We start from the raw sequence: 22,323 nt of genomic DNA, 5'->3' as shown, positions 1-22,323 counted from the left end.
ATCAGCGACCGGATTCCTCGACCGCCAGGCCGTACTCCTCGCCGGCATCCACCAGCCAGCGGTAGCAGTAGTCGGCGAAGCTGCGGCGCAGGACCAGCTCCCAGAGCTCCTCGTCCGGCCGCCGCACGATGGCGGTGGCCTTGGCGAAGGTCGTGGTCACCCCCTTGCCGGCCGGGAAATGCCGCGGGTGGACGTCATAGGGCGTGGACTTCATCAGCACCTCGCGGGCCCTGGGCCCGGAGAGCTCGACGAGCGTCTGCCCGCCGCTGACGTCGACGATGGCGAAGTGGGCATCGCCCAGGGCATCGCGCAGGCGCTTCTCCAGCGTGTACGCCTCGCCTTCGGGGACGATGAGGAGCCACTCGTCCGGCGACAGCCACTGGATCGAGCGCTCGCCGTCGGCATCGTGGACCAGCGCGCCGGGACGTGCCGGCAGGCTGACACCCAGCACCTCGCGCACCGCCTCGTCGAGGACGATGGCCCCGCCGCGCAGGATCAGGTGGCCCAGGAAGGCGCGCTCGCGCAGCGTCACGCCGGGGTCGGCGGCCGAGCGCCGGGCGCGCTCGGCCAGGTTGCTGACGGCCAGCGGCGACTCGGCGTCGACGGCGGTGGCCGGGCGGCTGTCGAACATACGCACATCAGACATGCTGGCGCTCTCCCTTGGGATCATAGAAGACGGTGCTGACGATCTCGGCGGCATGCACCTTGCCGTCGACCATCGGCAGGTAGACGGTCTCGCCCATGCGATGGTGGCCTCCCTTGACCACCGCCAGGGCAAAACCGCTGTCGAGTACCGGGCTGTAGTAGCTGGAGGTGACGTGGCCGACCATGGTCATGGGGATCGACTGCTCGGGGTCGAAGACGATCTGCGCGCCCTCTTCCAGCACCACCCCGGGATCATGCGGACGCAGGCCGACCAGCTGCTTGCGGTCGACGCGCCGGGTGTCGGGGCGGCTCAGGGCGCGCTTGCCGATCCACGGGAACGGCTTGTCGTAGCCGATCGCCCAGTACATGCCCAGGTCCTCGGGGGTCACCGAGCCGTCGGTGTCCTGGCCGACGATGATCAGCCCCTTCTCGGCGCGCAGCACGTGCATGGTCTCGGTGCCGTAGGGCGTCAGGTCGTACTTCTCGCCGTGCTCGAACAGCGTCTTCCAGACGTGCATGGCGTAGTTGGCCTGGACGTTGATCTCGAAGGCCAGCTCGCCGGTGAACGAGATGCGGAAGACCCGCGCCGGCACACCGGCCACGTTGCCTTCCTTCCAGTCCATGAACTTGAAGGCTTCCTTGTCGAGATCGATGTCGGTGATCTCGGCCAGCAGCTGGCGCGCCTCGGGACCGGTGACGGTCATCGTCGCCCAATGGTCGGTCACCGAGTTGAAGTAGACCTCGAGTTCCGGCCACTCGGTCTGGTGCCAGATCTCCAGCCACTCCAGCACGCCCGCGGCGCCGCCGGTGGTGGTGGTCATCAGGAAGTGGTTGTCGCCCAGGCAGCTGGTGGTGCCGTCGTCCATCAGCATGCCGTCGTCCTTGCACATCAGGCCGTAGCGGACGCGACCCGGGGCCAGCTTGGCCCACTTGTTGGTGTAGATGCGGCCCAGGAACTCGCGGGCATCCGGCCCCTGGATGTCGATCTTGCCCAGTGTCGAGGCGTCGAGGATGCCCACGCCCTGGCGAACCGCCAGGCACTCGCGGGCCACCGCCTCGTGCATGCTCTCCTTCTTGCCGTTGACCGTACGCGGGAAGTACCACGGGCGCTTCCACTGGCCGACGTCCTCGAACTCGGCGCCGTGCTCGACGTGCCACTGATGCAGCGCGGTATAGCGCTCGGGATCGAACAGCTCGCGGCAGTGGCGACCGACGATGGCGCCGAAGGTCACCGGCGTGTAGTTGGGGCGGAACACCGTGGTGCCGGTCTCGGGGATGGTCTGGCCGAGGCAGCGCGCGGCGATCGCCATGCCGTTGATGTTGCCCAGCTTGCCCTGGTCGGTGCCGAAGCCCATGGCGGTGTAGCGCTTGACGTGCTCGATCGACTCGAAGCCCTCGCGGGTGGCGACGTCGATGCCGGCGGCGGTGACGTCGTTCTGCAGGTCGACGAACTGCTTGGGCGCACGCAGCGTGGGCTTCTCGTGGGGCACCTGGTAGAGCGCCACGGCCGGCGACTCGCGATGGGCACTCGCCCGCGGCAGGTTGACAGAGGCCGCGGGGAAGCCGCCCGCCTCGGCGGCGCGGTTGCCGGCGGCGACGCCGTCCTCGAGCACCGCGTCCAGCGCGTAGACGCCGTGGGCCCCGCCCGCCGGGGTCAGGCCCGTCACGTCGCCGGGCACGAAGCCGAGGATGTCGTCGCGCCACACGGGCCGCGTGCCGGTATGCGAGGACAGATGGACCACCGGGCTGTAGCCGCCGGAGCTGGCAATGGTATCGCAGGCCAGCTCCTCGGCCTTGCCGGCGACGCGGAAGCCGTCGATGTCGATGCGCGCCACGCGGGCGGCGCTGACGCGCTTGTCGCCCTTGGCCTCGATCACCGCGCTGCCGGTGATGATACGGATGCCGGCGGCGCGGGCCTGCTCGACCCACTCGCCGTCGGGGTTGTCGCGGGCATCGGCGATCGCCACCACCTCGCGACCGGCCTCGTGCCAGTCGAGCGCGGCCCGGTAGCCGTGATCGTTGCTGGTGGAGAGCACCAGCTTCTGGCCCGGGGCCACGCCGTAGCGGCGAATGTAGGTCGACACCGCGCCGGCCAGCAGGTTGCCCGGCACGTCGTTGTTGGCGTAGACCAGCGGCCGCTCGTGGGCGCCGGTGGCCAGCACCACCTGGGCGGCACGCACCCGATGCAGGCGCGAGCGCGACTGGCGGCGGCCGTCGACGCGCGGCGCGACATCGGCGAGGTGCTCGGTGCGCCGCTCGTGCAGCGTCACGAAGTTGTGGTCGTGATAGCCGTTGGCGGTGGTGCGGGCCAGCAATGTGACGTTGTCCAGCGAGGCCAGCTCGTCGATCACGGCATCCGCCCAGCGGGTGGCCTCAGCGTCGTCGAGGGTCTCGCGGCTGTCGAGCAGCGAGCCGCCCATCGTCTCCTGCTCGTCGCACAGGATCACCCGCGCGCCGCTGTAGGCCGCGGCCAGCGCCGCCGACAGCCCGGCGGGGCCGGCGCCGATCACCAGCACATCGCAGTGCTGGTTCAGGTGATCGTAGATGTCCGGGTCGGACTCGACGGGGCTGCGCCCCAGCCCGGCCGACTTGCGGATGTATTTCTCGTAGGTCATCCACATCGAGGCCGGGGCCATGAAGGTCTTGTAGTAGAAGCCCGGCGGCATGAAGGAGCCGCCCAGCTTGCCGACCGAGCCCATCAGGTCGCGCTGGACGTTGGGCCAGCCGTTGGTGCTGCGCGCCTCCAGGCCGTCGTAGAGCGCCTGCTGGGTGGCGCGCACGTTGGGCACCTGGGCAGCCTCGGAGGCGCCCAGCTGGACCACGGCGTTGGGTTCCTCGGCGCCGGCGGCGACGATGCCGCGCGGCCGCGAGTACTTGAAGCTGCGGTTGACCACGTCGACCCCGTTGGCGAGCAGCGCCGAGGCCAGGGTGTCGCCGGGATGGCCGGTATAGCGCTTGCCGTTGAAGGTGAAGGTCAGCTTGCGCGTGCGGTCGACCCGACCGCCCTGCGCCAGACGGTTGGGCTGTGATGATGACTGGCTCATGCCTGCGCTCCCTTGACTGAGGCCACGGCGGCGTCGCTGGCGCCCACGGTCTGCTGGCCGCCGCTGGCGGCCTGCACGTTGCCGGCTTTCTCTCCACTCGCCAGGCTTTCGGCGGTGATCGTCGGCTGCTCGCCCATCCTGTAGGTCTCGAGGATGGCGTAGGTCACCGTATGGCGGGTGATGTTGAAGAACTTGCGGCAGCCCACCGCATGCACCCACAGCTCGTGGTGGATGCCGCGCGGGTTGTCACGGAAGAACAGGTAGTCGCCCCACTCGGCGTCCGAGCAGGCGTCCGGGTCCGCCGGGCGGGCGATGTGCGCCTGGCCCTTGGGATGGAACTCCTCTTCCTCGCGGTGCTCCTCGCAGTAGGGGCAGTAGATATGAAACATCTTGTTTTCCTCCCTCACTCGACTTCAATGCAGCCGAATGAACGTACCAGGGTGTTCTGCGCCAGCGAGCCGGGTGAGGGCCAGGCGTCCGCCGATTGAGGAGCCGGAGTGTTCGAGGCCGTACATGAGGACTCCGAAGAGGCGGACAACGACGCCATCGCGCGGCGCAGCTCGCAGAACTTAGTGGGCGACGCCGGCGGCACCATGCTCGTCGATCAGTGCGCCGGTCCGGAACCGATCGATGGAAAACGGCGCGGCCAGCTTGTGCATCTGGCCCTTGGCCAGCGACCAGGCGAACACGTGCCCGGAGCCGGGCGTGGCCTTGAAGCCGCCGGTGCCCCAGCCGCAGTTGAAGTAGAGCCCCTTGACCGGCGTGCGCGAGAGGATCGGGCAGGCGTCCGGGCAGGTGTCGACGATGCCGCCCCACTGGCGGTTCATGCGCACCCGCGAGAACATCGGGAACATCTCGACGATCGCCTGCAGGGTGTGCTCGACGGTCGGGTAGCTGCCGCGCTGGCCGTAGCCGTTGTAGCCGTCGATGCCGGCGCCGATCACCAGGTCACCCTTGTCGGACTGGCTGATGTAGCCGTGGACGTGATTGGACATCACCACGGTGTCGAGAATCGGCTTGAGCGGCTCGGAGACCAGCGCCTGCAGCGGGTGCGATTCCAGCGGCAGCTGGAAGCCGGCCATCTTCGCCATCACCCCGGAGTTGCCGGCGGTGACGCAGCCCACGGTCTTGGCGCCGATATCACCGCGGTTGGTGTGCACGCCGACCACGCGGCCGTCGAGGATCTTGAAGCCGGTGACCTCGGTGTTCTGCAGCAGGTCGACTCCGAGGCTGTCGGCACCGCGGGCATAGCCCCAGGCCACCGCATCGTGACGCGCCACCCCGGCGCGCGGCTGCCAGGAGGCCCCCATCACCGGATAGCGGGCGTTCTTCGAGCAGTCCATGATCGGCACCAGTTCCTGCACGCCCCTGGCATCCAGCACCTCGCTGTCGATGCCGTTGAGGCGGTTGGCGTTGACCCGGCGCTGGATGTCGCGCATGTCCTGCAGGGTGTGGCCGAGGTTGAGCACCCCGCGCTGCGAGAACATCACGTTGTAGTTGATGTCCTGGGAGAGCCCTTCCCACAGCTTCATGGCATGCTCGTAGAGCGCCGCGGACTCGTCCCACAGGTAGTTGGAGCGCACGATGGTGGTGTTGCGCGCGGTGTTGCCGCCGCCCAGCCAGCCCTTCTCGATCACCGCGACATTGGTGATGCCGTGCTCCTTGGCCAGGTAGTAGGCGGTCGCCAGGCCGTGCCCGCCGCCACCGACGATGATCACGTCGTATTCCTTCTTGGGCGTGGGATTGCGCCACTGGCGCTGCCAGTTCTCGTGATGGCTGAGCGCGTGCTTGACCAGCCCGAAACCCGAATAGCGTTGCATGGATTCTACTCCTGCTGGTGAAGGCGGTTAGAGAGCCGACTCGGTCTCGCGCGACGCCGCGGCGACCGGCGCCTCGTAGACCGGGTGGCGCGCGCACACGGCGGCGACCTTGTCGCGCACCTCGGCTTCCACGGCCTGGGTGTTGCCGCGCTCGGCCAGCACGTCGAGGATGTCGCAGATCCAGTCGGCCAGCTCGGCGCACTCCGACTCGTCGAAGCCGCGGCTGGTCACCGCCGGGGTGCCGATGCGCAGGCCGGATGTCACGAACGGGCTTTCCGGGTCGTTGGGCACGGCATTCTTGTTGACGGTGATGTGGGCCCGACCCAGCGCCGCATCGGCGTCCTTGCCGGTGACGCCCTGCTTGATCAGCGACACCAGGAACAGATGGTCGTCGGTACCGCCCGAGACCACGTCGTAGCCGCGCTCGAGGAACACCGCGGCCATGGCGCGGGCGTTGTCGAGCACCCGCTGCTGGTACTGGACGAACGCCTGGCTCATCGCCTCCTTGAAGGCCACCGCCTTGGCGGCGATCACGTGCATCAGCGGGCCGCCCTGCTGCCCGGGGAACACCGCCGCGTTGAGCTTCTTGACCAGCGTCTCGTCGGCGTTGGCGGACAGGATCAGGCCGCCACGCGGGCCGCGCAGCGTCTTGTGGGTGGTGGTGGTCACCACGTGGGCATGGGGCAGCGGGCTCGGGTAGAGACCGGCGGCGACCAGGCCGGCGACGTGGGCCATGTCGACCATCAGCCAGGCCCCCACCTCGTCGGCGATGCTGCGGAAGCGCCGCCAGTCCACCACCCGCGCGTAGGCCGAGAAGCCGGCGATGATCATCTTGGGCTTGTGGCTGCGCGCCAGGCGCTCGACCTCGTCGTAGTCGATCTCGCCGGTCTCCGGATTCAGGCCGTACTGCACGGCGTGATAGTGCTTGCCGGAGAAGTTGGGCGCGGCGCCGTGGGTCAAGTGCCCGCCATGGGCCAGGCTCATGCCCAGCACGGTATCGCCCGGCTTGACCAGTGCCATGAACGCCGCCGCGTTGGCCTGGGCGCCGGAGTGCGGCTGCACGTTGGCGTAGTCGGCGCCGAACAGGTCGCAGGCACGGTCGATGGCCAGCTGCTCGACCACATCGACATGCTCGCAGCCGCCGTAGTAGCGACGGCCCGGATAGCCCTCGGCATACTTGTTGGTCAGCTGCGTGCCCTGGGCCTCCATCACGGCCCGGCTGGCGTAGTTCTCGGAAGCGATCAGCTCGATGTGGGCTTCCTGACGCGCCACTTCATCGGCGATGGCGGCGGCGACCTGGGAATCGAAAGCGGCAAGACCGACCTGGTTCATGACGGACTCCTCATTGTTGTGGTGGTGGTCAGACGTCTTCTTGAATCTATCGGCAACCGGCGGGCGGTAAAAATTTGAAATCCTTATGCCCGGATAACCGCCGTCCGGCGTCGCCGATCCATGTCTCGATTAAAGGGGAGCCGCCCCGTCAAGGATTGAATAAATGCGACAGGCTTGCTGAATATCCCAGCCGCGCCGGCATCCGCCCACGGGCGCGGCCGGCCGTCGACGCCGGACCGGCGCCGATACGCCCTGGCCCGCATGAGCCGTGGCGAAGGGACGATACGCCTCAGAGTGCCGGACGGCCCTCGACGTGCAGGAAGAAGGGGTCGACCCGCTCGCGGCCGGTTTCGCTGGCGCGCTTGCGCATTTCCGACGGGGTCGCGCCGAATGTACTACGAAAGCGGCGGGAAAAATGCGCGGTATCGGCGAAGCCGCAGCGCTCGCCGATCTCGGTGATGCTCTTGCCGGTGTAGTGCAGCAGCCAGAGCCCGTAGCGCAGGCGCAGGTCGCGGGCGAACTTCTGCGGGCCGACGCCCAGCGTCTCGCGGAAGCGGCGCTCCAGGTTGCGTCGAGAGGTTCCCACCCGCTCGGCCAGCACGTCCATCGACATGGCCTCCCCCAGGTGCTGCTCGAGCACCGCCAGGGCGCGACGCACCAGGCGGTCCTCGACCTTGCCGAAGACCACCGGCTGGGGCTGCGGCTGGGAACCGGCCCGCGCCTCCTCGAGCAGCATGATGTGCAGGCTCTTCATGGCCCACGCCTTGCCCAGGTGGCGCTCGATCAGGTAGGCCGCCAGATCCGCCGAGGCCGCACCGCCGGCACAGGTGATGCGGTCGCCGTCGTCGACGAACAGCCGGTCGGCCACCGGCTCGATGGCGGGAAAGCGCTGGATCATGTCACGGTGATGATACCAGCTGACACAGCAGCGCCGCCCGGTCATCAGGCCGGCCTGAATCAGGGCGAAGACCCCGGTGCACACGCCCACCAGCGGAACCCGGGCCGCCGCCGCCCGGCGCAGATAGGCCAGCGCCGTGGTATCCGTGCGGGCCTTCTCGTCCTGCACGCCGCCGATGACCACGATATAGTCGAACTCGGCCGGGTCGCGGAACGTCTCGCAGGGCGAGACGGCCGCGCCGCAGCTGGACACGGCCGGCCCGCCGGTGCTGGTCATGAAGGTCCAGTGGCAGCGCAGCTGGCGCGAGCGGTCGCCCTCGTCGGCGGCCAGGCGCAGGCAGTCGGCGAAGGCGGCGAAGGGCATCAGCGTGAAGCGGTGCAGCAGGACGAAGCCAACCGACAGGGGTTCATCCCGGGAAGAGAGGCTCATCGTCGCTCCTGGCAGCATGGTGCGGTGTCCCGCGGCCCGAGGCGGGCCGACCGATCGTCCTATCCTGCCATCCGGCCGCGTGGCACGGAAGCACACGACAGGACAGCACCGAACGACATGCCGTGCGGAAGGCGACTTCCAACAATGACACTCAGTATTCGCGTGGTCGAAAAAAGATGACAAACATACCCACCGACCTTCTCAGGACCTTCGTCACGATAAAGGACCTGGGCGGGTTCACCAGCGCCGGCGAGTTGCTGGGCCGCTCCCAGCCCGCCATCAGCCTTCAGATCAAGAAGCTGGAGGAACTCCTCGACACCCGGATATTCCTGCGTGGCTCCAGCCTCGAGCTGACCGAGGACGGAGAATATCTGTATCGGGCGGCCCGACAAATCCTGGAAATCAATGACCAGGTCATCGCCAAGGTCAGAGGGGAAAGCATCTCGGGGAAGGTCCGTCTGGGTATACCCAACGACTTCGAACTGGCCTTTCTGCCCAGGGCGCTGAGGAACCTCTCGAGGGTCTATCCCAATATCGTCATTGAAGTGGACTGCGAGATCAGCAAGGTCATCCTGCAGCGATACCAGAAGGGCTGCTATGACATTGCCCTGGCCATGGAGCGGGTACGGGAGGACGAGGACCGGGATTCTCGAGACTACCGGGTGGACAAGCTCGAATGGGTCTACAAGGAGCGCCAGCTTCTCGACCCGCATGAAGGGCCGCTACCCCTGATCGCCTATCCCCAGGGGTGCATCTATCGCGCCATCATGGAAGAAGGGCTACAGCGCCAGCAGGCCCCGTATCGGTTCACCTACACCAGCACCAGCCTTCTCGGCATCTTCTCGGCCATCGAGGAGGGGCTGGGGATTTCGGCCATGGCCAGCTCGGTCATCCCCGACCACCTGAAACAGGCCAGAAGCAACTGCCTCCCCGACCTGGGCCAGGTATGCATCGGGCTCTACTACAAGGAACGGGAAATGAGTGTGGCGAGCCGCCATGTCCTCGACTTCCTGCGCTCCGGCCTTGGCAACATGTAGCCCTGGCAGGGCCTTTCCACGCCGTCGGGCGTCCGGAAAGGCCCGCCGTGTCAGCGGAAGGTGGCGGCTATCCGGCTGATGCATTCCTCCAGGATCCACTCCCCCTTCTCGGCGGTGGCCTTGAGCGGTGACGACAGGGTCCCCGACTCCGGCACCCAGCTGGGATCGGGCGGGAAGACATCGTAGGGCGGAAATTCCGCCGGCGGGATATCCACGGCCCGGGACATGTCCACGAGCTCCGGATGAATCTTGAGCATGATCGAGGTTTCCAGCACCCCGCCATGCTCCACGGCCCATCCCGAAAACCCGTCGGGAAAGACCTTGCCGATCGTTTCCTCGCTGATGAAGTCCCAGTAGGAAAGCAGGATCACCTTGATGTCGATTCCCGCGAGCCTGGCCTGCCGGACGGCTCTATCGGCGGCCTCGACCAGGCACATGGAGTTCTCGAAATGCCCGTTGATCAACAGGAACTCCCGATTCCCGTGCTCGACGAAGGCCAGGATGACGTCATGAACGTAATTCTCGAGCGACTGGCTGCTGACACAGGTGGTTCCCGGGAAGAAGTTGCCGCCACCCGATTTCACCTGGGACTTGTACCCATAGGCGATCGGCGGCGACACCAGCATGTTCTGCGCGCTCTCGGCGACCCGGCAGGCAATGTAGTCAGGTATCAGCACGTCCGGGTTGAGCGACATGTGGGGGCCATGCTGCTCGATGGCCCCCACGGGGATGATGATTTTCCTGTCACCGTTCGACACCAGTCTTTCGTAGGAAACCCAATCCAGGTTCTCGACCTTGCACTTCATTGTTTTCGCCTCCGGCATACCCCATGCATTGAACGATCAGGTCATGCTTCCCTCCATGGGGCCGCGTGTTCACTGGCCCCATGGAGACAAGCACCACGGCCACGGATTCCTCAGACCTTCGACAGCGCCGCCCGACTTTCCACCGGATTCACCCGTGAATTTCCCAGCAGGTAATATGCCACACCGGAGACCAGGATGGTCGGCAGACTGGCCGTCGTGACCGCCGCAATCCCGGGGAAGCCGTAGGACAGGCCAAAGTACACGCACAGCCCCAGTGCCAGGCTGGTCACGCCGACCATGTTCCATCCATTGCCGTAGCTGTAGACGCCACCCTGCTCCCTGAACAGATCCTGTTCGTTGAGTCGCCCTCTGCGGATCAGAAGGTAGTCGACCAGGATCACCGTCCACAGGGGAATGAACAGGCCACCGATAACATTCAGGAAGGCCTCGAAGTACCCCAGGAAGGACGAGTAGAAGATGGGCGCAAAGCAGAGCGCCAGCTGAACCAGAGCCACGAACAGCAGGGCCTTCTTGGGGTTCCTGACGTTAAGGCTGCCCACGACCCCCATGCCGGCACCGTAGAGAACGGTCACATTCGTGCTGATGGTGGCGAAGATGAGCACCAGGAAGGAGACCAGGCCCAGGCCCAGGGCGGCCATGGTCGAGCTGGGGTCCGAATTGTTGGCGTCGAAATTGCCTGTCTGCAGGGCCACCCCGATCACCCCCAGGGCACCGATCACCATGAACCAGCCCTGGCCGATATTGATCCCCAGCCAGGTACCCACGGTCGCCCCCTTCGATGTCTTGGAGAAGCGCGAGAAGTCGGCAATCTGCGCCCAGGTCCAGCTGAAGCCGAAGGCCAGGTCGATATAGAAGGCCCACGTATGGCCGGGGTCGTCGATGGAGAATGACATGACCTCGCCGAGGTCCCATTGCGTGAACACGATATAGGTTTCCCAGCTCCCCAGGATGAGAAGCAGGATGCCCGAGATCCGCTCGAGATAGCGGATGGCCTCATGCCCCACCAGGGTGATGACGCCCTGTACGACCGCGGTCAGCAGGATGCCGATCACCAGTGGCCAGGTATCACCCGGCTCGCCATAGGCAGGCCACCCCCAGGCGTGCGAAAACACGAATGTCAGCGAAATGGCAGCAATATAGCTGTTAACGCTGGGCCAGCCGATCAGCACCATGAACTGGGCCAGGCCGGTCATCCTGCCGCCTTTTGCCCCCAGACACGGCCTGGAGACCGCCACGGTAGTGGCCCCGTAGCGATACCCGATATAACCGATTGCCGCCCAGGGGATCATCATCAGCGGCAGCCAGAGCAGGCTGTACTGAAGCACGAAGCTCATGCCCAGCGCGGCGGCCATCCCGCCAAAAAACCAGGAACCGGTATTGATCCCTGAACCGAACCATGTCCAGACGGTATCCACGAATCCATAGGTTCTTTTATCGGTACTTATTTTTTCCAACCCATATTCACTATATTTCTTGTTATCACTCATGGCTTTCACTCCAACACCATTGGAAAAAAGGGGAGCCCGGCTCCCCTTTTAATCGTTCACTTGATGATATTGTGCTCCGGACCGTACGGGAATCCGGTGATATTCTCGGCCCCGTGCTCGTTGACCACCAGGATGTCGTGCTCGCGGTAGCCGCCGGCGCCGGGCTGGCCTTCCGGGATCATGATCATCGGCTCCATGGACACTACCATGTTGGGCTCGAGCACGGTCTCGATATCCTCGCGCAGCTCGAGGCCCGCCTCGCGGCCGTAGTAGTGGCTCAGCGTACCGAAGGAGTGGCCGTAGCCGAAGGTGCGATACTTGAGCAGGCCATGTCGGGCGAAGATCTCGTTGAGCTCGTGGGCGATGTCGCAGCAGCGCACGCCGGGCTTGATCAGCTCCTGACCGCGGCGATGGACCTCGCAGTTGGCCTGCCAGAGCCGCAGGTGCTCGTCGGAGGCATGCTCGCAGAACAGGGTGCGTTCCAGCGCCGTGTAGTAGCCGGAGATCATCGGGAAGGTGTTGAGGCTCAGGATGTCGCCGGGCTGGACGCGGCGGCTGGTGACCGGGTTGTGCGCGCCGTCGGTGTTGATGCCGGACTGGAACCACACCCAGGTGTCCATCAGCTCGCTGTTCGGGTAGGTCCTGGCGATCTCACGCACCATGGCGGCCTGCCCGGCCAGCGACACCTCATACTCCGGCACCCCGGCGGCGATGGCGTCGCGCACGGCCACGCCCCCCACATCGGCGATACGCGCGCCCTGGCGAATCAGCGCGATCTCCTCGGCGGACTTGATCATGCGCATCTTCATCGTCGGCACGCCGATATCGACCAGCTCGACATCGCCCAGCGCATCCACCAGTTTCTGCTTGTTCTGCAGGGTCAGGTGGTCGAATTCGACACCGACGCGCCGACGACCTTCGCACAGCTGCTTGACGGCCTTGAAGAAGTTGTCCTTCTGCCAGTCGGTGTAGACGATGTTGTCGCCCAGGCGATTGCGGCGATAGGGCTGCCCCCCGTCGATGTTGGCGGTGACGGTGGTGAAGGTGTCCTGGGTCACCACCAGGCCGTAATCACGACCGAACTTGCAATAGACGAAGTCACTGAAGTAGTTGATGTTGTGATAGGAGGTCAGTACCACCGCATCGACGGACTGCTGGGCCATGTAGTCCCGCAGACGGCTCAGGCGGCCCTGCATCTCCTCGTCGGAAAAGGTGGGAACGACCTTGTCACCATTGGGGATGGAAATCAGCGAAGGGAGTTGCATCTTGTTCTCCTTGTGTCTTTCAAGCGACTTTCAGGGTGGGTCGGCTGTCGATCTTCACCAGCAGGTCAGCGGCTTCCGGTGAAGAGGACTTTTCCGAAAACTCGAAGACGCGCATCGTGTAACGCACCTCGAGAATCTTGATCAGGCGACAGACATGATTGAAATCCTCGCTGTCCGTCTCGAACTCGAACCCCAGGAACCGGGTGCCGAAGACATCGACGACATAACAGCGAGTGAGTCTGCCAATCAGGGCCATGTCCTTGCGAAGACCTGCCGGCATCAGGTCCGCTTGCGGGAGGGATTTCGCCCTGAACATGAGTTTCCAGACTTTCATCTCGGCCGCCTCGCCATGCGTGTATTACGACTATCGACAGCCCGGGCGAAGCCGGCAAATGACTAGTCCAAATGCGCCCATTTGCGTTCGCAAATGGGCCGCGGGCGGCCCGTTCGGGGCGATCCGCAAGCGGCTGTAATGACGGTGAAAGCGGCCTGTCCATGGGGCATGGGAAGGGGACGCCGACCACGGCTCGATCGGCCACGATTCGACCCGCCGGGGCTCGACGAGGTGCTGCCGGCCAGGGTGCGTGGGGTAGACGCTCGGGGAGGAGCTCGACGCCCGCGCCAGGGGAATGCGAGTTGCGGCCGGGGCACCCGGTTGCCGACAATGGCTCCCTCGCGGGCTGCGCCAGCCGCCCGCGCCCGCCTCGTCACGACACAGGAAGAAAAGGATCACGCATGCTCGGCGAACTCTTCGCGGTGATGGCCCCCGTCTTCTTCGGCGCCAGCCTGGGCTTCGGCTGGGTGCGGCTGGGCCACGACTACCCGGTCGAGTTCATCACCCGGCTGGTCTTCAACATCGGCACGCCGACGCTGATCCTGGCCTCGCTCAACGGCGCCGACATCGACCCCGGCAGCTTCGGCCGCACCCTGCTCGGCACGCTGCTGGTCATCACCGTGATGGGGCTGGCCAGCCTGGCGATCGCCCGGGTGCTGGGCAAGCCGTGGCGCACCGTGATCCTGCCGACGATGTTTCCCAACACCGGCAACATGGGCCTGCCGGTCACCCTTTATGCCTTCGGCAATGCCGGCTTCGCCTATGCCATCACGGTGATGGTGTCGGTCTCGCTGGTCCAGTTCACCTTCGGCACCCTGCTGTCGAGCCGCAGCGGCCGCCCGCTGCGCTCGCTGGCCCGCACGCCGGTGGTCTACGCCATCCTGATCGCCACGGTAATGCTGCTCACCGGCACCACCCTGCCGGCCTGGCTGGCCAACACCGTGGAGCTGATCTCCGGCTTCAGCGTGCCGCTGATGCTGATCACCCTCGGCGTCTCGCTGGGGCGGATCCGTGTTCGCAACCTGGCCGCCGGCGTCCACTTCAGCCTGCTGCGCATCCCGGCGGCGGCGCTGCTGGCCTATGCCGTCGGCCACCTGCTGGGCCTGCAGCCCCTGGCCCAGAGCGTGCTGGTGCTGCAGATGAGCATGCCGGTGGCGGTGTTCAACTACCTGTTCGCCCAGCGTGCCCGCCGTGAACCCGAGTTCGTCGCCGGCCTGGTGCTATGCTCAACACTGTTGTCGTTTGTCTATCTGCCGGTGCTGCTGGCGGTGATGATGTGACGGCCGGCTCGGCGGCGTGGCATCCAGGCACCACCGGCGCGATGTCGTGGAGTACGCCGCCATGTCGCTTTCCCCTGCCCCGTTCGACGAGACATTCGCCCCGAGGTTGACCCGCCGTCGCCTGCTGGCCGCCCTGCTCGCCCTCGGCCTGCTTCCCGTGTTCGGCCCGCCGGCGCGATCCGCGACGACCAATGCCATGCCGGTGCGGCTTGACGGCTGGCTGCTCGCCCCCGGGGATCGCTGATGCACATCGACCTGGCGAGCTACGCCGCCCGGGATCCGCTGGCGGATGTCTGCATAATCGGCAGCGGCGCGGCGGGGCTGACCCTGGCCACCCGGCTGGCCCGGCGCGGGCGGCACGTGCTGCTGTGCGAGGGCGGCGATCAGGTGTTCACCGAGCGCTCCCAGGCGCTCTATCGCGGCGAGAGCGTCGGCGATCCCTACATTCCGCTGGACGCCGCGCGACTGCGCTTCTTCGGCGGCTCGACCAACCACTGGGGCGGCATGTGCCGGCCCCTGGATGCCTACGACTTCACCGCCAAGCCGGCGGACCCGCGCACCGCCTGGCCGATCGACCGTGACGACCTGGCCCCGGCCTACCCGGCGGCCGCCGACATCCTCGAGGTCTCGCCGATTCCGCCGGACACCGCTATTCCCGGGCTGGCGCTCAAGCGCGTGCACTTCTCGATCGGCCCCGCCACCCGGCTCAAGGACAAGTACGCCGATGAGGTCGCCCGCTCACCGCACCTGCACTATAGCCGGAACACCAACCTGTTCGGCCTGGAGACCCGCGACGGCCGCATCACCGGTGCTGTGGTCAGGAACTACACGGGCGGCACGTATCGCCTCCGGGCGCGATACGTCGTGCTCGCCTGCGGCGGCATCGAGAACTCGCGGCTGCTGCTGTGGTGCAATCGGCAAAGCGGCGGCCGGGTGATCCGGCAGCCGGCGACGCTGGGTCGCTACTGGATGGATCACCCGCACGCCACCCTGGGCCGGGCCCTCGTCTTCGCCCCGGCGGCCCTGGGGCTCGATGCCAGCCAGAGCGTGTTCCTGGCCCCCATCCCGGCGATGCTCGCCACCCGGGGCGTTCTCAACTGCGGCCTGCGCCTGCATCGCATGAGCCCCGAGGACGGCGAGGCGCTGGCCACCCATCTGGCCCTCATCGCGCCCCGCCTCGGCGAACGGCTGCGCCGGCAGCCACCCGGCTCGCGCTGCGGCGTGGTGCTGCGTGCCGCCTGGGAACAGCAACCGCATCCCGAGAGCCGGGTCGAGCTCGACGACGATGACCGCGACGCCCTGGGCATGCCCCGCTCGCGCCTGGTCTGGCGCAAGACCGCCCTGGACCATCACACGGTGCGCGAGTGCGTGCTGACCCTGAACGACTACCTGCGTCGCCGCGACATCGGCCGTGTCCAGCTCGAGCCGTGGCTGGCCGACGACACCCTGCAGTTTCCCGAGGATGGCGAACTGGCCGGGCGCCACCACATGGGCGGCACGCGCATGGCCGACACCCCCGAGCACGGCATCGTCGATCGCGACTGCCGGGTGTTCGGCCAGGACAACCTCTACATCGGCGGCTCCAGCGTCTTCCCGTCGAGCGGCCACGCCAACCCGACCCTGACCCTGGTGCAGCTGGCGGTACGCCTGGCCGATCACCTCGACGCCCGGCTGGGCTGACCCCGCCGTCAACGAAAACGGGCCACGCGATGGCGTGGCCCGTGGCTCGGGAAACGGACGCTTATCTCAGCTCTCGCTTTCGGTCTCGTCCAGCACGTAGTCGGCCTTCACCGGACGGCGGATCCACAGCGGATCGCTCCAGGCAGTGTCGCCGTCGGCGTCGTCGACCTCCAGCGCCACCCAGCCGTCGGCATCGCCGGGGATGGTGAAGTCCAGGGTTGTCTCGTGACCGTCGAGCTGGCGGGTCTCGAGCACCTTGCCGCCCCGGCCGATCAGCCGCGCCTCGGCCAGGCCGTCGACCGCCTGTACCTTGACCGACCAGTGGCCCTCGGCATCGCCGGCCAGGCGCAGGGTGTCGCCGAACAGCCGCTCGACGGGGAACAGCAGCGGCCCCTGGGTGGCGTAGGCATGGCCGTCCTTCAGCGCCCGCGCGAAGCCGTCGACGCTCAGTTCGCCCGGCACGTGCGCCATCATCCGCATGCGCCCGGTCAGCTGGTTCCAGACGTCATGGGTGTCGGTGCCGGCGGTCAGGTACATTTGCAGCCCCTGGTCCCAGAAGCGGTGGACGCTCTCGAGCGTCCTGGCGTTGTCGACCTCGGCGTTGAGCTCGACCAGGTCGAAGGCCGGCGTGAAGCCGCCGGGCACCTTGTCCTCGGCCAGGTTGCCCAGGTAGCCGTAGCCGTTGTAGGGATGGTTGGTGGGTACCACCTCGGCGCCCATGCGCCGTGCATCGGCGATGATCGTCTGGACATCGGCGGTGCCGGGATCGACCTGCAACTGGCTGTCGAGAGCGATCGGGAAGGGATTCATGTGCCCCCACGACGGCGAGATCTCGACCGACGGAATGAACGGCACTCCACGCTGCTTCGACAGCGTCGCCATGGTGTCGAGGTTGGCGGTCGAGTCGTGGTCGCTGACGAAGGTCAGGTCGAGGTCGGTGGCCAGCTGCGCGCGCACCACCATCTCGGGCGGCGTCACCCCCTCGAGCATGTTGGCGTGATGGTGCAGGTCGGCGCCGTACCAGTGGCGCTGGTTGGGCTCGGCCAGGCGCTCGATCCCGACGTCCCGCTCGAGCGTCTGGCCGGCGTCGAGGCTCACGGCCAGAGTCTGCGAGCGAGCGGTGAAGCCCGCACCGGCGTTGACCGCCAGCCGATAGTCGCCGGGGGCCAGCGACAGCTCGGCATGGCCGACCGGGTCGAGCCGGGTGAAGAAGGTCTGCTTGCCGAGGAACTCCACCGGCGGCTGATGGCCCTCCTCGATCGTGATGCGCGCATCGCGCGGCGTGCCGCTGCCCGTTTCCGCCACGTCGAGCGACAGCGTGCCCGGCCCGGCCAGGTCGTCGAAGGTCAGCGAGCGCTGCGCCCCCTTGGCCAGCGAGACCTCGACCCTGTCGCTGTTGGCATAGCCTTCGCCCGTCGCGTAGAGCGCGTAGTCGCCGACCGGCAGGTCGATGGCGAAATGCCCCTTGTCGTCGGCAAGCGTCCAGGCATAGGGGCTGCCGGCCTTCTCGACCATCACCAGGCCGCTGGCCGGCACCCCGCCGTCGCGCCCCTCGAGGGTGCCCGCGACATGGCCGCTGGCGAGCCCCTTGCGGGCGATCTCGTTGGCCACCACCGGTGCCAGGTCGCCCTCGGGCACCACCTGCAGCCAGCCCTCGAAGGTCCGCGACTCGCCCGGCGCCAGGCTGTGCTCGAGGTAGAGATCGCGCCCGCCGTAGTTGATGCGGTCGAAATAGGGCGCGTGCAGGGCGATCGCCCAGTCGCGGTCATAGCCCACGAAGCGGTCGGTCAGGGCGTCGTCGGCCGGGGTCTCCTTGGCACCGCCGAGGCCCGGCACGCCGAAGCGGTAGCCGGTATCCGGCCACAGGGTGAAGCCCGAACGCAGCTTTTTCAGGGGCGTGTCACCGCGGTTGTCGAGGGTCGTCTCGAGATGCACCCGGTCGCTGCCCGCTTCCAGGGTGTAGGTGGTGGTGACCATCGCCTCGCCGAAGTTGCGGGCGATCTCGATCACCGCCCGCTCGGGAGAGCGCTCGACGACCCTGATCGTCTTGCCGTCGTTGGGCCACGCCGACCAGTTGTTGGGGATGAAGTCGGCGAAGGCGATGCGATCGAGGTCGATCTTGCCGCCCTTGACCGCCGCCAGGTCGACCAGGGTGCCGCGCGGCACGCCCCAGGGCGGCTGGGAGGCCACGGCGATCGAGAAGGCCAGATGATCGTTGGCCACGGTGATGTCCTCGGCGGCAGTCGCCTCGCCGTCGGGAATCGGCGTGGCGCCGCGGGTCACGCTGACCTGCGCCTGGGCACTCGCGGCAAGCAGGCCCAGGGCCAGCCCGACCCACACCGGGCGGGAAAGCATCGAAAAGCGTCCGTTCATGGCAGGACTCCCTTGCATATTGGTTTTTTATGGAAATCGTCGCCATTTATCATGCTGTATTTTGATCGAACGTTCAAATTACCCCGCGACGACGAGTCTCCCGCCCCACGTGCGCTTCCCGCGCCAAACGGGTAGCCTCGAGTAACGGCCCCGGAACACCCCGGGGCGGTACGCCAAGCCGTCACGACAAGGACAAGGAAGCGCCGCGATGGACCCGATGCTCTGGTTGACCTATGTGGGCGTGATCACCGCGCTGATCGCCTTTCCCGGGCCGGTGGCCCTGCTCTGCACCAGTCAGGGGCTGCGTCACGGCCGACGCCGGGCCCTGTTCACCATTGCCGGCGGCATCGTCGCGGCGCTGGTGATGATGTCGCTCTCGGCGATGGGACTGGGAGCGGTGCTGGCCACCTCGGAAACCGCCTTCACGCTGCTCAAGTACCTGGGCGCGGCCTACCTGGTCTACCTGGGCGTGCAGGCCTGGCGCGCGCCGCCGGAGCCTCCGGTCGTGGCGACGCAGGAGACACGGGACGCCATGCCGGTCAGCGTCTGGCGGCTGTTCCGGCGCGGCTTCACGGTGGGCATCAGCAACCCCAAGGACCTGCTGTTCTTTGCCGCGCTGTTCCCGGGCTTCATCGACCTCGGTGCCCCCCAGGCGCCGCAGTTCGCGCTCCTCGCGCTGACCTGGCTGGTCATCGACGGCGGCCTGATGACGCTCTACTCCTCCCTCGGCGAGCGCCTGGGCCGCTGGCTGGGCACCCGCCGCCGGGTACGCCGCTTCAACCGCCTCACCGGCGGGCTGTTCGTGGTGGCCGGCGGTTCGCTGGCCGGCGCCAACTGAGTACTGCGTAGCCTGCGCCCATGAAAAAACCCCCGGCCGGATGGCACGGGGGTTTCTGGCTGCCCGGAAGCCGGGCCGGCGTCCGCTTACTTGCGGCTGAGCGCGGCACCGAAGCGCTTGTTGAAGCGCTCGACGCGGCCACCGGTGGTCGCCTGCTTCTGCTTGCCGGTGTAGAACGGGTGGCAGTTGGAGCAGACGTCCAGGGAGAAGTCCTCGCCGGCGGTGGAGCCGAAGGTGTGGGTGGCACCGCAGGAGCAGGTCGCGGTAACCGTCTTGTATTCCGGGTGGATACCTTGTTTCATCGTGAGCCTCGTTAAACGGTGTGCCGCCACCCGATCGCTCTGGCGTCGGGCACCGCACACGGGTTGAGATAACCGGTTATCGTTCTCGCCACCCCGGGCCGCGTCGGCGACGGGGCGCAAGAAGGCGACGCATCATAGCAGAGACATCAGTGGAGGCCAATTGTCCAGCCCTTCTCCCGGCAGCGGCGTCGCCGTGCTCGGCGTGGCCGTGCCCACGCCGCTGCGCCGCCTGTTCGACTATCGCCCCGGTGCGGCGGCCCCCGAGGGCGGCTGGCAGCCGGGGCTGCGCGTGCGGGTGCCGCTGGGACGCCGCGAGGTGGTGGGTGTAGTCGTGGAATGCCGAGCCCACAGCGAACTGCCGCTCGACACCCTCAAGCCGGTCTCCGCCTGCCTGGACACCCAGCCGCTGCCGGCGGACTGGCTGTGGCTGTGCCGCTTCACCGCCCGCTACTACCAGCACGCGCTGGGCGACACCCTGCATCAGGCCATGCCGGTGCTGCTGCGCCAGGGGCGGCCGCTGGAGGCGCGTACCCGCGAGCGCTGGCAGCTGACCGCCGCCGGCCGCGACACGAGCGCCGCGCAGCTCGGCCGGGCCCGTCGCCAGGCCGAGCTGCTCGAGCTGCTGCGCCAGCATCCGCGCGGCGTGGTGCATTCGGTGATTAGCGCCCAGGGGTTCGCCCGAGCCCAGCTGCAGGGGCTGGCCGACAAGGGACTGGCCAGCGCCACCGAGGAGCCGTTGACCGCCGCGCCGGCCCCGCGCCAGGGCGGCCTGCTCGCCGAACCGGCGCTGACGCTGAACCGCGAACAGGCCGCGGCGCTGGCGGCGCTCCACGAGGGGCTCGAGCGCTATCACCCCTGCCTGCTGCAGGGTGTCACCGGCAGCGGCAAGACCGAAGTGTATCTTCAGCTGATCGAGGCGGTGGTGGCCCACGACCGCCAGGCACTGGTGCTGGTGCCCGAGATCGGCCTGACCCCGCAGACCCTGGCCCGCTTCCGGCGGCGCTTTCGCGTGCCGGTGGTGGCGCTGCACTCGCAGCTCACCGATGCCGAGCGCCTGGACGCCTGGGAGGCCGCCCGCGCCGGGCGCGCGCCGATCGTCATCGGCACCCGCTCGGCGATCTTCACCCCGCTGGCCCGCCCCGGGGCGATCATCGTCGACGAGGAGCACGACGGCTCGTTCAAGCAGCAGGACGGCCTGCGCTATCACGCCCGCGACCTGGCGATCATCCGCGCCCACCGCGAGGGCATTCCGGTAGTGCTGGGCAGCGCCACGCCGTCGCTCGAGAGCCTGGTCCAGGCCCGTGCCGGCCATTATCGCCACCTGCAGCTGACCCGCCGCGCCAGCCACCACGCCCCGGCCCGGCTGGAACTCGTCGACCTGCGCGGCCGTCGCCGCCAGGGCGGGCTGGTCCCGCCGGTGATCGACGCCATTCGCCAGGCGCTCGCCGCCGGCAACCAGGTGCTGGTGTTCATCAACCGTCGCGGCTTCGCGCCCACCCTGGCCTGCCACGCCTGCGGCTGGCTGGCCGAATGCGACCACTGCGACGCCCGCCTGACCCTGCACCGCCAGCCGTCGCAGCTGACCTGCCACCACTGCGAGCGCCAGCGCCCGCTGCCGGACGCCTGCCCCGACTGCGGCAGCGCCGACCTGCGCCCGCTGGGCACCGGCACCGAACGCAGCGAGGAAACCCTGGCGGCACTGTTCCCCGACGTCGCCGTGCATCGCATCGACCGCGACAGCACCCGGCGCAAGGACGCCCTCGAGCAGACCCTGGCGGAGATCCGTCGCGGCGAGCCGGCCCTGCTGGTGGGCACCCAGATGATCGCCAAGGGCCATCACCTGCCCCACGTCACTCTGGTCGTGGTGGTCAATGCCGACGCCGGGCTCTATGCCAGCGACTTCCGCGCCCTGGAACACAGCGCCCAGCTGCTGGTGCAGGTCGCCGGGCGTGCCGGACGCGCCGAGCGCCCCGGCCGGGTGCTGGTCCAGACCCTGCACCCGGAAGACCCGCACCTGCGCCTGCTCGCCGAGCGCGGCTACGAGGCCCTGGCCGAGCAGCTGCTGGAGGAACGCCGCGCGGCCGGCCTGCCGCCCTACCGCCACCTGGCCCTGCTGCGCCTGGAGAGCCCCCGCGAGGCCGACGCCACGCAGCTCGCCGGCGAGGCCGCCGAGGCGCTGCGCGACTGGCTGGCCTCGCATGCCCTGGCGGTGGACTGCCTGGGCCCGGTCCCGGCCCCCATGGAGCGCCGCCAGAACCGCTACCATGTGCAGACGATGCTGCGCAGCGAACGTCGCGGCCCCCTGCACGATGCCTGCGCCTGGCTGGTCCGCTGGCTCGAGGCGCAGCCCGGGGCGCGCCGGGTGCGCTGGTCGCTGGACGTGGACCCGCAGACACTGAGCTGAGTGCCACGAGCCACGAGCCACGAGCCACGAGCCACGAGCCACGAGCCACGAGCCACGAGCCACGAGCCACGAGCCACGAGCCACGAGCCACGAGCATCAGACTAGCCGAAGCCCGAAGCCCGAAGCCCGAAGCCCGAAGCCCGAAGCCCGAAGCCCGAAGCCCGAAGCCCGAAGCCGATGTTGTGGGTTTAAAGCCGACCCGCAATTGCCGATAATGAGCGCCCAGGCTCCAGGAATCCCCTGAACGAGCGACGCTTTCCACGCCGGTGCCGCGCGTCACGCCCATGCTGTCGACCGCGCCGATCACCCGGGCCACAGGACACTGCAC

At 67.7% G+C, this 22,323-nt stretch carries 18 protein-coding genes; 6 read left to right on the top strand and 12 right to left on the bottom strand.

The window, feature by feature from the left end:
* Position 1 precedes the first annotated feature (1 nt).
* The 6 genes from KGQ91_RS07400 to KGQ91_RS07375 form a co-directional block, all read right to left on the bottom strand.
* Positions 2-646 carry a sarcosine oxidase subunit gamma gene (locus KGQ91_RS07400; RefSeq protein WP_224420665.1) on the bottom strand — a complete coding sequence of 215 codons (645 nt, stop codon included), beginning with the start codon at positions 644-646 and terminating at the stop codon, positions 2-4.
* Positions 639-3,689, bottom strand: coding sequence for a sarcosine oxidase subunit alpha (locus KGQ91_RS07395; protein ID WP_224420664.1), 3,051 nt, complete (start codon positions 3,687-3,689; stop codon positions 639-641). The genes KGQ91_RS07400 and KGQ91_RS07395 overlap by 8 nt, the downstream gene beginning before the upstream one ends.
* Positions 3,686-4,078, bottom strand: coding sequence for a sarcosine oxidase subunit delta (locus KGQ91_RS07390; RefSeq protein ID WP_163650054.1), 393 nt, complete (start codon positions 4,076-4,078; stop codon positions 3,686-3,688). The genes KGQ91_RS07395 and KGQ91_RS07390 overlap by 4 nt, the downstream gene beginning before the upstream one ends.
* A gap of 180 nt (positions 4,079-4,258) precedes the next feature.
* On the bottom strand, positions 4,259-5,509 hold the full coding sequence (locus tag KGQ91_RS07385) for a sarcosine oxidase subunit beta family protein (protein ID WP_163650053.1): 1,251 nt from the start codon (positions 5,507-5,509) through the stop codon (positions 4,259-4,261).
* Between the two features lie 27 nt (positions 5,510-5,536).
* Positions 5,537-6,841 (bottom strand): serine hydroxymethyltransferase, encoded by a 1,305-nt coding sequence (glyA, locus tag KGQ91_RS07380; protein WP_163650052.1) that lies wholly within the window; start codon positions 6,839-6,841, stop codon positions 5,537-5,539.
* Between the two features lie 289 nt (positions 6,842-7,130).
* Positions 7,131-8,168: a GlxA family transcriptional regulator gene (locus KGQ91_RS07375; RefSeq protein WP_224420663.1), complete on the bottom strand. Its 1,038-nt coding sequence runs from the start codon at positions 8,166-8,168 to the stop codon at positions 7,131-7,133.
* 176 nt (positions 8,169-8,344) lie between these two features.
* Between KGQ91_RS07375 and KGQ91_RS07370 the strand changes: the two genes are divergently transcribed.
* Positions 8,345-9,205, top strand: a complete 861-nt coding sequence (locus tag KGQ91_RS07370; protein WP_163650050.1) for a LysR family transcriptional regulator — start codon at positions 8,345-8,347, stop codon at positions 9,203-9,205.
* Positions 9,206-9,255: 50 nt separating this feature from the next.
* On the opposite strand, the gene KGQ91_RS07365 is transcribed toward KGQ91_RS07370, so the two are convergent.
* The 4 genes from KGQ91_RS07365 to KGQ91_RS07350 form a co-directional block, all read right to left on the bottom strand.
* Complete coding sequence (locus tag KGQ91_RS07365; protein ID WP_163650049.1) at positions 9,256-10,011, bottom strand: creatininase; 756 nt, start codon at positions 10,009-10,011, stop codon at positions 9,256-9,258.
* A gap of 110 nt (positions 10,012-10,121) precedes the next feature.
* Positions 10,122-11,519, bottom strand: a complete 1,398-nt coding sequence (locus KGQ91_RS07360) for a purine-cytosine permease family protein (RefSeq protein ID WP_224420662.1) — start codon at positions 11,517-11,519, stop codon at positions 10,122-10,124.
* Positions 11,520-11,575: 56 nt separating this feature from the next.
* The gene (locus tag KGQ91_RS07355; RefSeq protein ID WP_163650047.1) at positions 11,576-12,784 is read right to left on the bottom strand and encodes a M24 family metallopeptidase; all 1,209 of its coding nucleotides are present in this window, start codon (positions 12,782-12,784) and stop codon (positions 11,576-11,578) included.
* 19 nt (positions 12,785-12,803) lie between these two features.
* The gene (locus KGQ91_RS07350) at positions 12,804-13,118 is read right to left on the bottom strand and encodes a hypothetical protein (protein ID WP_163650046.1); all 315 of its coding nucleotides are present in this window, start codon (positions 13,116-13,118) and stop codon (positions 12,804-12,806) included.
* Between the two features lie 401 nt (positions 13,119-13,519).
* Between KGQ91_RS07350 and KGQ91_RS07345 the strand changes: the two genes are divergently transcribed.
* The 3 genes from KGQ91_RS07345 to KGQ91_RS07335 all read left to right on the top strand — a co-directional run bounded on the left by KGQ91_RS07345 (position 13,520) and on the right by KGQ91_RS07335 (position 16,078).
* On the top strand, positions 13,520-14,398 hold the full coding sequence (locus KGQ91_RS07345; protein ID WP_224415681.1) for an AEC family transporter: 879 nt from the start codon (positions 13,520-13,522) through the stop codon (positions 14,396-14,398).
* Between the two features lie 61 nt (positions 14,399-14,459).
* Complete coding sequence (locus tag KGQ91_RS07340; protein ID WP_224415682.1) at positions 14,460-14,642, top strand: hypothetical protein; 183 nt, start codon at positions 14,460-14,462, stop codon at positions 14,640-14,642.
* Complete coding sequence (locus KGQ91_RS07335) at positions 14,642-16,078, top strand: FAD-dependent oxidoreductase (protein ID WP_224415683.1); 1,437 nt, start codon at positions 14,642-14,644, stop codon at positions 16,076-16,078. Before KGQ91_RS07340 ends, KGQ91_RS07335 begins: the two co-directional genes overlap by 1 nt.
* A gap of 66 nt (positions 16,079-16,144) precedes the next feature.
* Here KGQ91_RS07335 and KGQ91_RS07330 read toward each other — a convergent pair whose 3' ends face one another.
* Positions 16,145-18,451: a CehA/McbA family metallohydrolase gene (locus tag KGQ91_RS07330; protein ID WP_224420661.1), complete on the bottom strand. Its 2,307-nt coding sequence runs from the start codon at positions 18,449-18,451 to the stop codon at positions 16,145-16,147.
* A 208-nt stretch (positions 18,452-18,659) separates the two neighbouring features.
* Between KGQ91_RS07330 and KGQ91_RS07325 the strand changes: the two genes are divergently transcribed.
* Positions 18,660-19,289, top strand: a complete 630-nt coding sequence (locus tag KGQ91_RS07325) for a LysE family translocator (RefSeq protein ID WP_163650043.1) — start codon at positions 18,660-18,662, stop codon at positions 19,287-19,289.
* 86 nt (positions 19,290-19,375) lie between these two features.
* On the opposite strand, the gene rpmE is transcribed toward KGQ91_RS07325, so the two are convergent.
* Positions 19,376-19,591, bottom strand: a complete 216-nt coding sequence (gene rpmE, locus KGQ91_RS07320; RefSeq protein ID WP_163650042.1) for a 50S ribosomal protein L31 — start codon at positions 19,589-19,591, stop codon at positions 19,376-19,378.
* 160 nt (positions 19,592-19,751) lie between these two features.
* On the opposite strand from rpmE, the gene KGQ91_RS07315 reads away from it, so the two are divergent.
* Entirely contained in the window at positions 19,752-21,995 is a 2,244-nt protein-coding gene (locus KGQ91_RS07315; RefSeq protein ID WP_224420660.1) for a primosomal protein N', read from the top strand.
* The last annotated feature ends 328 nt before the right edge of the window (positions 21,996-22,323 follow it).

Source organism: Modicisalibacter tunisiensis (assembly GCF_020148005.1).
In the GTDB taxonomy this organism is placed as follows: domain Bacteria; phylum Pseudomonadota; class Gammaproteobacteria; order Pseudomonadales; family Halomonadaceae; genus Modicisalibacter; species Modicisalibacter tunisiensis.
Note: the sequence above shows the minus strand (reverse complement) of the source record. Positions and strands in the feature narration are given on the sequence as shown.

Bases quoted from the DNA above. Each gene is read 5' to 3' on its own strand.
- KGQ91_RS07400 (WP_224420665.1), bottom strand. From the start codon at position 646: ATGTCTGATGTGCGTATGTTCGACAGCCGCCCGGCCACCGCCGTCGAC.
- KGQ91_RS07395 (WP_224420664.1), bottom strand. From the start codon at position 3,689: ATGAGCCAGTCATCATCACAGCCCAACCGTCTGGCGCAGGGCGGTCGG.
- KGQ91_RS07390 (WP_163650054.1), bottom strand. From the start codon at position 4,078: ATGTTTCATATCTACTGCCCCTACTGCGAGGAGCACCGCGAGGAAGAG.
- KGQ91_RS07385 (WP_163650053.1), bottom strand. From the start codon at position 5,509: ATGCAACGCTATTCGGGTTTCGGGCTGGTCAAGCACGCGCTCAGCCAT.
- glyA (WP_163650052.1), bottom strand. From the start codon at position 6,841: ATGAACCAGGTCGGTCTTGCCGCTTTCGATTCCCAGGTCGCCGCCGCC.
- KGQ91_RS07375 (WP_224420663.1), bottom strand. From the start codon at position 8,168: ATGAGCCTCTCTTCCCGGGATGAACCCCTGTCGGTTGGCTTCGTCCTG.
- KGQ91_RS07370 (WP_163650050.1), top strand. From the start codon at position 8,345: ATGACAAACATACCCACCGACCTTCTCAGGACCTTCGTCACGATAAAG.
- KGQ91_RS07365 (WP_163650049.1), bottom strand. From the start codon at position 10,011: ATGAAGTGCAAGGTCGAGAACCTGGATTGGGTTTCCTACGAAAGACTG.
- KGQ91_RS07360 (WP_224420662.1), bottom strand. From the start codon at position 11,519: ATGAGTGATAACAAGAAATATAGTGAATATGGGTTGGAAAAAATAAGT.
- KGQ91_RS07355 (WP_163650047.1), bottom strand. From the start codon at position 12,784: ATGCAACTCCCTTCGCTGATTTCCATCCCCAATGGTGACAAGGTCGTT.
- KGQ91_RS07350 (WP_163650046.1), bottom strand. From the start codon at position 13,118: ATGAAAGTCTGGAAACTCATGTTCAGGGCGAAATCCCTCCCGCAAGCG.
- KGQ91_RS07345 (WP_224415681.1), top strand. From the start codon at position 13,520: ATGCTCGGCGAACTCTTCGCGGTGATGGCCCCCGTCTTCTTCGGCGCC.
- KGQ91_RS07340 (WP_224415682.1), top strand. From the start codon at position 14,460: ATGTCGCTTTCCCCTGCCCCGTTCGACGAGACATTCGCCCCGAGGTTG.
- KGQ91_RS07335 (WP_224415683.1), top strand. From the start codon at position 14,642: ATGCACATCGACCTGGCGAGCTACGCCGCCCGGGATCCGCTGGCGGAT.
- KGQ91_RS07330 (WP_224420661.1), bottom strand. From the start codon at position 18,451: ATGAACGGACGCTTTTCGATGCTTTCCCGCCCGGTGTGGGTCGGGCTG.
- KGQ91_RS07325 (WP_163650043.1), top strand. From the start codon at position 18,660: ATGGACCCGATGCTCTGGTTGACCTATGTGGGCGTGATCACCGCGCTG.
- rpmE (WP_163650042.1), bottom strand. From the start codon at position 19,591: ATGAAACAAGGTATCCACCCGGAATACAAGACGGTTACCGCGACCTGC.